We start from the raw sequence: 10,366 nt of genomic DNA, 5'->3' as shown, positions 1-10,366 counted from the left end.
GGGTTTCGGAGCGGGCACAGTGGGATTCGAACCCACGACCGTCGGATTAGAAGTCGGTCGACGCGGGGCGGGAGGAGGGAGAGGAAGGGGAAGGTGGGGAGTCGGCGGCGACCGCGAACGCCGGGGGTGACGGCGCGTGATCTACAGCATCGACGTGCGGATCGAGGTCCCGGTCCGCGACACGGAGGTCACCGATCGGGTCGACGACGCGGTCCGGAACGTGTTCCCGGACGCGGAGCCGGTCCACGAGGACGGCCGGCTCGTCGCCGAGGCGCACACCCTCGACGCCTTCTCCGACGTGCTCCACGAGCAGGAGATCCTCGACACGGCCCGGCGGGTGTTCCTGCGGAACAGCGACGACGAGGGGTTCTCGTTCTCGCTGAAGAAGCAGGCCGCGTTCGAGGGCGTCGTCAACTTCGCCGTCGGCGAGTCCGACGAGCTCGGCGAGATCGACGTCGACGTCCGCGTCCGCGAGCCCGACGTCGAGTCGTTCGTCGACTACGTCGCGCCCGAGACCGACGAGGGGCGGCCGGTCGACCCCGTCCGGGAGTACGGCGACCGCGTCGAGCCCGACGAGGGCGACTACTGAGCGCCAGGCGGTCGCTCTTCACCCGCTTCTCTCAGTCGCTCAGCAGCGTCGCGCCCGCGCCGCCGACCGCGCCGAAGGCCGCCGGGTACACCGCGCCGGCGAGGAGGACAGCCGTGACGAGGTCGGGCGCGACCGCCCCGTCGCCGACCGAGTAGCGGAAGAGGAACGCGCCGATCACGGCCAGCGGGAGGTAGCCGACGAGGACGGACGCGCCGGCCTTCGCGCCGTCGACCGGTTCCGTCGCTCCGGCGATCCGGCCGGCGGCGAGGCCGGCGAGGGTGAGCAGGACGGGCGGGACGACGAACAGCAGCGTCAGCGACCCGCCGTCGGCCTGCGAGATGAGGTTCGTGAGCTGCGAGCCGCCGACAAGCGACGGCACCTGCGTGTCGACGAAGTGCCCGTTGTAGAACACCCAGCCGATCGCCTTCCACGTCGGGATGGGGTCCCCGCCGAACAGGTCGGCGAAGAAGTTGAACCCCTCCAGTTGGCTCTCGACCGCCGACCGTTGCGTGAGGTACGCGAACAGGTAGCCGAGCACGTACGCGGCGGCGCCCGCGGCCGCGCCGCCGCCGACTCCACTCGGTGCGCTCGTTCCGCTCGTTCGGTCGGGGACTGACATGTACCCCGAATTGTTTCGGCGGTGATAAGTGTCTGTTGACTCGGCGCGACGGCGTGTAAACGCCGCGAGAGGGACCTCAGCCGGCGATCCCGTACCGGCGGAGCGCCGAGCGCAGCGCCGCCCGCTTCACGAGGGCGAAGCCGACGCAGATGATCAGGAAGCCGGCGACCGTGTTGAGCGAGATGGCCTCGCGTAGGAAGAGCCAGCCGGCGAGCGCGGCGAATATCGGCGCGACGTACGAGACGAGGTTGATCTCGATCGGCCCGAGCCGGTCGAGCAGGTCGAAGTAGATGAGGAAGCCGAGGCCGCTGGCGGCGATCGAGAGGTACGCCAGCGCCGCGATCCCCTCGCCCGTCCACGAGACGTCGGCGAGCGACTCGCCGAGCCCGGCCGCCAGCAGGTGCATCAGCAGCGCGCCGACCAGCATCGACCACGCCTCCATCGTCTCGATCGGGAGGTCGGCGTCGGACGCCCGAGTGAGCACCGATCCGAGCGCGAACGAGGCCGCCGCCACCAACACGAGGAGCTTCGCGACCGTGCCGCCGCCGGCCAGGTTCGCGGGGTCGGGCGCGGCCAGCACGACCGCCCCGACGAGGCCGACGAGGAGCCCGATCACGCCGACGACCGTCAGCCGCTCGGAGGGGAGGAAGGCGCGAGCGAAGACGGTCGTCAGCACGGGCGAGAGGCTGACTATCACGGCCGCGACTGCGCTCGTCACGGCGGGGTCCGTCTCGCCGATGAAGAGGAACGCGTGGTAGGCGGCGATGATGAGGGTCGCGCCCACCGCGACGACAGCCCACTCGTCGCGCCCGCGGGGGACCGGGTCGTCGACGGCGTACGCCGCGTACGCGAGCATGACGACGCCGGCGACGTCGTACCGGAGCGCGGCGAACAGCACCGGCGGGAAGTACGCCAGCCCGGCCTTGATCGCCATGAACGCGGAGCCCCAGACCGCGGCGAGGATCAGGAACAGCGCGAGGTCCCGTGCTCGGCTCACACGCGTCCTCCTCCGGGCGCGGTCCAAAAGGTTCCGGAAGCGGCCGGCCGTGCGGGGGAGGAGCGCGGAGAGTGAGCGGGGACGCGGAGGGGGAGTCCGCGTCGGCGCGCCGGCCCGCTACCGGACTCGATATCGCTCGGCGTCGCCGTCGCGGGCGAGTACGCCGACGTCGGCGAGCCGACCGAGCGCGTCGCCGACGGCCTCCTCGCGGGCCCCGACCTCGTCGGCCACGGCCGCGGGCGTCCCGTCCGTCTCGATCACCGCGGCGAGGATCGCGGCGTAGAACCGGCTGTCGGCCTCGGTGCCGAGCCGCTCGTCGATCCGCGCGAGGGTGTCTTCGACCCGGCCCTGCACCCACCGCTGGGCCAGCGAGAGCTCGCGGTCGAGGTCCTGGAGGCGGGCGTACTCGCCCGCGAGGTCGGCGATGTCGTTCGACGTCCCCGAGCCGTCGGGCGCCTCGATGGTGAGGTGGGGGCAACGGCCGGACATGTCGAGGCTGTTCTTGGCGGGGTAGGCGCTCTTCGCGCCGAAGCCGTACGGGGAGACGCTCACCTCCAGCCGGAGGCTGCGGGTGATCCGGAAGTACTTCCGGCGCTGGTCGTCGGTCGTCGACTCGATCAGGCCGGCCTCCTCCAGCTTGCGCAGGTGGTCGATGACCGCCTTCGGGCTCACGTCGAGGTACTCCGAGATCTCCGTGACGTAGCAGGGCTTGGTCGCGAGCAGCCGGAGGATGCGCCGCCGGTTCTCGTTCCCGAGGAGATCGAGCAGTACCGCGGAGTCCATTAACGTATAGTTAGCGTCCAGCACGTAAAAGGCTGGCTTCCGGGGCGCGCGAGGATCGCGGCGAGACCCCGCCTCGTCCCGGGGTTCGCAGGCGACCGTCTCTCGGTCGGTTTCCCTCGTCGCCCGGAGCGAAGGGTAGTTACCATGGGGAGCGGAACGGGGCGTATGGAGACGGCACTCATCGTCCTCGACGGCTGGGGACTCGGGAGCGGCGCGGGCGGGGGCGACGGCGCGGACGGCGCGGACGGCGAGACGGCCGACCCCTCGGGGCGACCGGCCGGCCGGGACGCGGTCGCGGCCGCCGACACGCCGGCGTTCGAGGACGCGACCGAGCGCGGCGCGGACGGCCGCCTCGTCGTCCACGGGCGGCGCGTGGGGCTCCCCGAAGGGCAGATGGGGAACTCGGAGGTCGGCCACCTGAACATCGGCGCGGGCCGCGTGGTCAAGCAGGCGTACACCCGGATCACGGACGCGCTCGCGGAGGGATCGCTCTCCGACAACGACGCAATCGCGGGGGCGCTCGAACACGCGGCGTCGACCGGCGGGCGGGTCCACCTCATGGGCCTCGTCTCCGACGGCGGCGTCCACTCCGACGTCGAGCACCTGCTCGCGCTGATCGACGCCGCGGCCGACGCGGGGGTGCCGGCGACGACGCACGCGTTCACGGACGGCCGCGACACCGCCCCCGAGATCGCCGACCGCTTCCTCGCCGAGGTTGAGGCCAAGGCGGAGGAGCGCGGGACGGGACGGGTCGCGACCGTCACGGGGCGGTACCACGCGATGGACCGCGACGAGAACTGGGAGCGCACGCGGAAGGCGTACGACGCGATCGTCGAGCGCGAGGCGCCGCACGAGGCCGAAACGGCTGTCGAGGCCGCGACCGAGGCCCACGCCCGCGGCGAGACGGACGAGTTCATCGAGCCGACCCTCGTCGGCGAGGAGCCCGCACTTGCCGACGGCGACGCGGTGATCTTCTTCAACTTCCGGGCGGACCGCGCCCGCCAGCTCGTTCGGCTGCTCACCGACACGCGGCCCGAGTGGCCGTTCGAGCTCGACCAGCCCGACGTCCGGCTGACGACGGCCACTGAGTACGACGAGACGTTCGACTTCCCGGTGGCGTTCCCGCCGGAGGCCCCCGAGAACACGATCGGCGAGGTCGTCGCCGACGCGGGACTCGCCCAGCTCCGGATCGCCGAGTCGGAGAAGTACCCCCACGTGACCTACTTCCTCAACGGCGGCCGGGAGGTGGAGTTCCCGGGCGAGTTTCGCGAGATCGTCGAGAGCCCCGATGTCCCAACGTACGACCTCCAGCCGGAGATGTCCGCCCCGGAGCTCACCGACGAGGCGATCGGGATCATCGACGAGGACGATCCGGACCTGATGGTCCTCAACTACGCGAACCCGGACATGGTGGGCCACACCGGCGACTTCGACGCCGCGGTCGCGGCCGTCGAGGTCGTCGACGCGCAGCTCGACCGGCTCCTCGACGCGGTCGCCGACGCGGGCGGCCACGCGATCGTGACGGCCGACCACGGCAACGCCGACGACATGGGGACGCCCGAGGACCCCCACACCGCGCACACGTTCAACCCGGTCCCGTTCGTCTATCTGACTCCCGACGGCGACGACGGCGGGTACGCGATCCGCGAGGGCGGGTCGCTGTGCGACATCGCGCCGACGCTCGTGGAGCTGATCGGGCTCGACCGCCCGCCGGAGATGACCGGCGAACCGCTCCTCGCCGACGAGCCGTAAACCGCGGCCGGATTCCCGGCGGTTCCACGGCCATTTAAGAGCGTCACCGGTCTCTGATCGTTCATGACAGACGAGACCACGCCGGTTATCGCCGCCGCCCACCGGACGCCGCAGGGGAAAGACGGGGGCGTCTACGCCGACGTCCGGAGCGAGGACCTCTCGACGACGCTCATCGACCACGTCCTCGCGGAGACCGGGCTGACGGGCGACCACGTCGACGACCTGATGTGGGGCGTCGCCCAGCAGCGCACCGAGCAGGACAACAACGTCGCCCGCGTCATCGCGCTGCTCTCGGAGCTCGGCGAGTCGGTGCCCGCGACCTCGATCAACCGCTGGTGCGCCTCCTCGATGCAGGCGATCATCTCGGCGTCGGACGCGGTCGCGGCCGGGAACCGCGACTGCGTCATCGCCGGGGGCGTCGAGAACATGAGCCGCGTCCCGATGGACGGCGACGCCTACGAGCACCTCCATCCCGAGCTCTCGGAGGAGTACAACGTCTTCCAACTCCAGATGGGGATGACGGCCGAGAAGGTCGCCGAGGAGTACGACGTGAGCCGCGAGGCGCAGGACGAGTACGCCGCCCGGAGCCATCGGCGCGCCGCCGAGGCGACCGACGCCGGCCGGTTCGACGACGAGATCGTCCCGATGGAGACCGGCGACGGGCTCGTCGAGGAAGACGAGGGAATCCGCCCCGACACGACGGCCGAGACGCTCGCCGACCTGCCGCCCGCGTTCACGGGCGACGGCACGGTGACGGCCGGGAACGCCTCGCAGATATCCGACGGCGCGTCGCTGACGCTGGTGACGAGTAAGGCGTTCGCCGAGGACCACGGGCTCGACGTGCTCGCCGAGGTGGGCACGAACAACGTCGCGGGCGTCGACCCGACCGTGATGGGGATCGGCCCGGTGCCCGCGACGCGGGGGCTCCTCGACCGCGCCGGCCGGTCTATCGACGACTACGACCTGGTGGAGCTCAACGAGGCGTTCGCCTCCCAGTGCGAGTACTCTCGCCGCGAGCTCGGCGTCGACGAGGACGTCTACAACGTCAACGGCGGCGCCATCGCGCTCGGTCACCCGCTCGGCGCCTCCGGGGCGCGCCTCCCCGTCACGCTGCTCCACGAGATGGAGAAGCGCGACGCCGACCGCGGGCTCGCGACCCTCTGCGTCGGCTTCGGGCAGGGCGCCGCGATCGAGTTCTCGCGATAGGTCGGCGCGGCAGCGGTTTTTTCACCGTTCGGTGGCGTAAAACGAGTATGAGCGATCCCGACTCCGACGCGCCCGACGCGGGAGACGGACCCGACGCGGCGGACGCCGACGAGGGGCCCGTCGTCGTCCTGCTGGACGTGTTGCCGAACGGGCGGCCGGACGACGACCGGCCCCCCTCGCGGAAGACGCCGGTCGCGTACGGCCTCGGGACCGAGTCGTTCCGGCTGTACGAGCTCGCGCTCGACGAGAGTGCGGACGCGTCAGTGAGCGACCGGGTCGCGCTCGGCGGCCCGGCGGTCGGCCGGTACAACGAGGTGGAGTACGACGGCCTCACCCGGAACGCGGCCGCGGAGGTGGAGTACGCCGTCGAGGAGATCGTCGACGCCGCCGAGCGGCGCTTCGTCGACTTCTACAACGAGGCCGGACCGATCACGCTCCGGCTCCACCAGCTCAACCTCCTCCCGGGGGTGGGCAAGCAGCTCCGGAACAACGTCCTCGACGAGCGCAAGCGCGGGCCCTTCGAGAGCTTCGAAGAGGTGTCCGATCGCGTCTCGGGGCTCCACCGCCCGCGGGAGGTGATCGTCGAGCGGATCGTCGAGGAGGTTCAGAAGGACGACCTGAAGTACCGGACGTTCGCCGGGCGCGAGGAGTGAGCCGAAACGGGACTTTTACCCGGAACGCCGGCGTATCGCGGCCATGACCGACCTATCGACGGGTGAGACCGCGGCGTACGGGGACCGCGACCCCGACGCCCTCGCGCGGCGCGCCGGGGAGCGCGCGAACCCCGAGCGCGACCAGCACTTCCTCGTCGACGACCGCGTGCTCGACCGGATCCCCGGGTACCTCCCGGGCGACGCGGACGAGAGCCACCTCCTGGAGGTCGGCGGGGGCGCGGGCGCGCTCACCGACCGGCTGCTGGCGGCTATTACCGCCGAGGATCGAGACTCTCCCGGCCGCCTCTCCGTGATCGAGCGCGACGGGACCTTCGCCGACTTCCTCCGCGAGGAGTTCGCGGCCGCGGTCGACGACGGCCTCCTCGACGTGATCGAGGGAGACGCGCTCGACGTCGATCTCCCGGAGTTCACCGCCTGCGTCGCCAACCTCCCGTACGGCGTCTCCTCGGAGATCGCCTTCCGGCTGCTGCCGGAGGGGAAGCCGCTCGTACTGATGTTCCAGGCCGAGTTCGCCGAGCGCATGGCCGCGTCGGCCGGCGAGTCCGAGTACGGCCGGCTCTCGGTGTCCGCCCAGCACTACGCCGACGTCGATGTCGTCGAGCGCGTCCCCAAGGAGGCGTTCGACCCCCAGCCCGCCGTCGAGAGCGCCGTCGTCAGGTGCACGCCGCGCGACCCCGACTACGCGGTCGGCGACGAGGCCTTCTTCCTCCGGTTCGTGAAGGCGCTGTTCACCCAGCGGCGTAAGACGGTGCGGAACGCGATCCGGAACACCGGCCATATCTCCGGGCTGGACGACCCGGACGCGGTCGTCGAGGCCGCCGACGAGGAGCTGCTTCGCCGGCGACCCGGCACGCTGGAGCCGAGCGCGTTCGCCGCGCTGGCGGAGCTGGCCCGCGAGCGCGGCTCGCCGACCGAGGTGTGACCGCTCCGATGACGCTCGCAGACGTCGCCCTCGCGGTCGGGCGGACGGCCGGTGCGACGCTGCCAGAGATTCTGACCGGCGGCGCCACTCCCCTCGGCGACCTCTACGGCGCCCTGACTGAGAACGTCAGGCGGACCCTCGCCTCGGCGCTGATCGTCGCGGGCGTGCTCGGGGTCCGACTCCTCACCGCCTGGGCGAAGCGCCGGGACGACGACGTCTCCTCGACGCGGCGACTGCTGCTCTCGGCGTCCGTCGGCGCCGCCACCGCGCTCGGGGCGCTCTCGCTGCTCGTGGTGTGGGACCGGAGCGGCGCGCTGCTGGGCGCGTTCGAGGCGGCCGCGATCACGGACCAGCTGTCGAACGTCGTGATCGCGGTGGTGCTCCTGGCGAGCGCCTACGCGGTCACCGACTTCCTCGGCGGCGTCATCCGCGAGATATCCGCCGAGAGCAGCGTCCTCACCGACCACCAGGAGGAGGTGGTCCGGCGGCTCACGCAGCTGACGGTGTACACCTTCGCGCTGCTCGTCGTCGTCGGGCTGTTCACCGACAACGTCGGCGGCCTCCTCGTCGGAGCGGGCTTCCTCGGGATCGTGGTCGGGATGGCGGCCCGACAGACGCTCGGGGCGATCCTCGCCGGGTTCGTGCTGATGTTCTCCCGGCCGTTCGAGGTCGGCGACTGGGTCGAGGTCGGCGACCACGAGGGGACCGTCACGGAGATATCGATCATGAGCACCCGCCTGCGGTCGTTCGACGGCGAGGTCGTCACGCTGCCGAACGACGACGTGCGGTCGGGGTCGATAATCGACCGCTCGCGCCGGAATCGCCTGCGAATCGAGGTGGAGGTCGGCGTCGACTACGCGGCCGATATCGAGCGCGCGGCGGCGGTGATCGAGGAGGCGGTCGCCGATGTCGACGACATCGCCGCGATGCCCGAGCCGGACGTCGTGACGAAGCGGTTCGACGACTCGGCGGTCGTCCTCGGCGCCCGCTACTGGATCCGAAACCCGAGCATGCGGAAGCGCTGGCGCACCCAGACGGCCGCGATGGGCGCGATCAAGTCGGCGCTGGAAGACGCGGGGATCGTCATCCCGTTCCCGCAGCAGACGCTCTCAGCGCGGGCGGAGGACGCGTCCGGCCCGCAGCTCGATGCGTCCGTCGAGGGGCGGGCGGCGACGCGCGGCGGCCGGAACCGGGGCGACGGCGGTGAACCGGCTGGCGACGGCGGCGGGGAGGGGGCGGGCGAGTGAGCGACGAGGGCAACCCGGCGGCCGACCCCGACCCCCGCGGCGGCCTCGCGTCGCGCCGCGGCGCCGACGACGCGGTCGTCTATCAGCCGGCCGAGGACTCCGGGCTGCTCGCGGAGGCGGCGCTGGAGGAGGCGCACGGGCGGGTGCTGGAGGTCGGGACCGGCTCGGGGTGGGTCGCTCAGCGGATCGCCGCGGAGCGCGGGCTCGACGTGGTCGGCGCCGACCTCAACCCGCACGCGGCGCGGGAGGCCCGCGAGCGCGGCGTCGAGGGCGTCGTCGCCGACCTCTGTGCCCCGTTCCGCGAGGACGCGTTCGACACCGTCTGCTTCAACCCGCCGTACCTCCCGACCGACCCCGACAACGAGTGGGGCGACTGGATGGAGCGCGCGCTCTCGGGCGGCGAGTCGGGCCGCGAACTCATCGAACCGTTCCTCGCCGACGTGGGACGCGTGCTCGCGCCGGGCGGCGTCGTCCTGCTCCTGGTCTCCTCGCTGACGGGCTACGACGAGGTGCTCGCGCTGGTCGACGAGGCCGGCTTCGAGGGCGAGCCCGTCGTCGAGGAGTCGTTCCCGTTCGAGACGCTCACCGTGTTGCGGCTCGACCGGCGGGAATGAGGCGCGCTCACCCGTCGTGCGAGGCCCCGGCCGGCGCCGCGTCGACGCGCCGAACCCTCTCGTCGCACTCCCCGAATCGGTCGGGACGAATCACGGTCGCCAGCGCCTCCAGCGTGTCGACGACGCGGTGGCTGTGGCGGTTCAGGTAGGCGGTGCCGTCCATCGCGTACACGCGGCCGTCCCGCACCGCCGCCACGTCGTCGAGCGCCTCTCGGGCCAGCAGGTCGCGGGCCGCGCGCTCGGCCTCGTCGACGTCGGCGCTGCAGGGCCCGACGACGACGACCTCCGGGTCGAAGGCGCGCAGTTCGTCGGCGGTCACCTTTCGGGACCGCTCGCTCGACGCGACGAGCCCGGGCTCCCCGCCGGCGATCCGGACCAGATCGGGGACCCAGAGCCCGGCGTGACGGAGCGGGTCGGTCCAGTCGAGGACGGCGACGCGGGGGCGGGGCCGGGTTGCGGGGACCGCGTCGGCGATGGCATCGATCCGGGCGTCGAGGTCGTCGCGGAGCGCGCTCGCGGCCGCCGGGCGGCCAACCGCCTCACCGACCCGCTCGACGTTCGCGAGGACGTCGTCGAGGTCGTCGGCGTGGACGTCGAGCACCGCCGCGTCGAGGTCGAGACACTCGGTAGCCCGGCGCGCGAGCCCGGCGTCGAGCGCGCAGACCGCGCAGACGCCCTGCGTGAGGATCACGTCGGGGTCGGCCGCGGCGAGCCGGTCGCCGTCGAGGTAGTAGGTGTCGTCGCGGGCGGCGATCCGGTCGAGGTCGGCGGGGTCGGCGTCGAGGTCGCGGACGAGCCCGGTGAGGGTCGGCCGGTCCTCGACCCCGGGCGGGTGGTCGCACTGGTGGGAGACCGCGGCGGGGGTCGCGCCGAGCGCGGCCGCCAGCTCGGTCGCGGAGGGGAACAGGGAGACGACGGTCATGAGGATCGGTCCCCGACCGGCGGCTTAACCCTTCGGCCCGG

Annotated in this window: 11 protein-coding genes; 7 read left to right on the top strand and 4 right to left on the bottom strand. The window is 72.3% G+C overall.

What is annotated here, in order from left to right:
- The first annotated feature begins 136 nt into the window (after positions 1 to 136).
- A complete protein-coding gene (locus SD626R_RS03535; RefSeq protein WP_092563564.1) occupies positions 137 to 589 on the top strand; it encodes an RNA-binding domain-containing protein in 453 nt (150 codons plus the stop codon).
- Positions 590 to 620: 31 nt separating this feature from the next.
- Here SD626R_RS03535 and SD626R_RS03530 read toward each other — a convergent pair whose 3' ends face one another.
- From SD626R_RS03530 to SD626R_RS03520, 3 genes are all read right to left on the bottom strand, one after another.
- Complete coding sequence (locus SD626R_RS03530; RefSeq protein ID WP_092563560.1) at positions 621 to 1,208, bottom strand: DUF7978 family protein; 588 nt, start codon at positions 1,206 to 1,208, stop codon at positions 621 to 623.
- 76 nt (positions 1,209 to 1,284) lie between these two features.
- Positions 1,285 to 2,205: a DMT family transporter gene (locus SD626R_RS03525; protein ID WP_092563557.1), complete on the bottom strand. Its 921-nt coding sequence runs from the start codon at positions 2,203 to 2,205 to the stop codon at positions 1,285 to 1,287.
- Between the two features lie 117 nt (positions 2,206 to 2,322).
- A complete protein-coding gene (locus tag SD626R_RS03520; RefSeq protein WP_092563554.1) occupies positions 2,323 to 2,988 on the bottom strand; it encodes an ArsR/SmtB family transcription factor in 666 nt (221 codons plus the stop codon).
- Between the two features lie 165 nt (positions 2,989 to 3,153).
- Between SD626R_RS03520 and gpmI the strand changes: the two genes are divergently transcribed.
- The 6 genes from gpmI to SD626R_RS03490 all read left to right on the top strand — a co-directional run bounded on the left by gpmI (position 3,154) and on the right by SD626R_RS03490 (position 9,403).
- The gene (gene gpmI, locus SD626R_RS03515; RefSeq protein WP_092563551.1) at positions 3,154 to 4,740 is read left to right on the top strand and encodes a 2,3-bisphosphoglycerate-independent phosphoglycerate mutase; all 1,587 of its coding nucleotides are present in this window, start codon (positions 3,154 to 3,156) and stop codon (positions 4,738 to 4,740) included.
- A gap of 63 nt (positions 4,741 to 4,803) precedes the next feature.
- Complete coding sequence (locus SD626R_RS03510; RefSeq protein ID WP_092563548.1) at positions 4,804 to 5,946, top strand: thiolase family protein; 1,143 nt, start codon at positions 4,804 to 4,806, stop codon at positions 5,944 to 5,946.
- A gap of 47 nt (positions 5,947 to 5,993) precedes the next feature.
- The gene (locus SD626R_RS03505) at positions 5,994 to 6,599 is read left to right on the top strand and encodes a DUF655 domain-containing protein (RefSeq protein WP_092563545.1); all 606 of its coding nucleotides are present in this window, start codon (positions 5,994 to 5,996) and stop codon (positions 6,597 to 6,599) included.
- A 43-nt stretch (positions 6,600 to 6,642) separates the two neighbouring features.
- Positions 6,643 to 7,542 (top strand): 16S ribosomal RNA methyltransferase A, encoded by a 900-nt coding sequence (locus tag SD626R_RS03500; protein ID WP_092563542.1) that lies wholly within the window; start codon positions 6,643 to 6,645, stop codon positions 7,540 to 7,542.
- A gap of 8 nt (positions 7,543 to 7,550) precedes the next feature.
- Positions 7,551 to 8,789 (top strand): mechanosensitive ion channel family protein, encoded by a 1,239-nt coding sequence (locus tag SD626R_RS03495; protein WP_092563539.1) that lies wholly within the window; start codon positions 7,551 to 7,553, stop codon positions 8,787 to 8,789.
- Entirely contained in the window at positions 8,786 to 9,403 is a 618-nt protein-coding gene (locus SD626R_RS03490) for a HemK2/MTQ2 family protein methyltransferase (RefSeq protein ID WP_092563536.1), read from the top strand. The genes SD626R_RS03495 and SD626R_RS03490 overlap by 4 nt, the downstream gene beginning before the upstream one ends.
- A gap of 7 nt (positions 9,404 to 9,410) precedes the next feature.
- Here the strand turns inward: SD626R_RS03490 and SD626R_RS03485 are convergent, their stop codons facing one another.
- Positions 9,411 to 10,325, bottom strand: a complete 915-nt coding sequence (locus SD626R_RS03485) for an ABC transporter substrate-binding protein (protein ID WP_092563533.1) — start codon at positions 10,323 to 10,325, stop codon at positions 9,411 to 9,413.
- Positions 10,326 to 10,366 lie beyond the last annotated feature (41 nt).

Source organism: Halorubrum sp. SD626R, from assembly GCF_001261915.1.
Classification (GTDB): Archaea; Halobacteriota; Halobacteria; order Halobacteriales; family Haloferacaceae; genus Halorubrum.
This window is presented reverse-complemented; position numbering and strand designations above follow the sequence as displayed.

Coding starts and splice junctions, on each gene's coding strand:
- SD626R_RS03530 (WP_092563560.1), bottom strand. CDS start 1,208: ATGTCAGTCCCCGACCGAACGAGCGGAACGAGCGCACCGAGTGGAGTC.
- SD626R_RS03510 (WP_092563548.1), top strand. CDS start 4,804: ATGACAGACGAGACCACGCCGGTTATCGCCGCCGCCCACCGGACGCCG.
- SD626R_RS03485 (WP_092563533.1), bottom strand. CDS start 10,325: ATGACCGTCGTCTCCCTGTTCCCCTCCGCGACCGAGCTGGCGGCCGCG.
- SD626R_RS03520 (WP_092563554.1), bottom strand. CDS start 2,988: ATGGACTCCGCGGTACTGCTCGATCTCCTCGGGAACGAGAACCGGCGG.
- SD626R_RS03500 (WP_092563542.1), top strand. CDS start 6,643: ATGACCGACCTATCGACGGGTGAGACCGCGGCGTACGGGGACCGCGAC.
- gpmI (WP_092563551.1), top strand. CDS start 3,154: ATGGAGACGGCACTCATCGTCCTCGACGGCTGGGGACTCGGGAGCGGC.
- SD626R_RS03505 (WP_092563545.1), top strand. CDS start 5,994: ATGAGCGATCCCGACTCCGACGCGCCCGACGCGGGAGACGGACCCGAC.
- SD626R_RS03495 (WP_092563539.1), top strand. CDS start 7,551: ATGACGCTCGCAGACGTCGCCCTCGCGGTCGGGCGGACGGCCGGTGCG.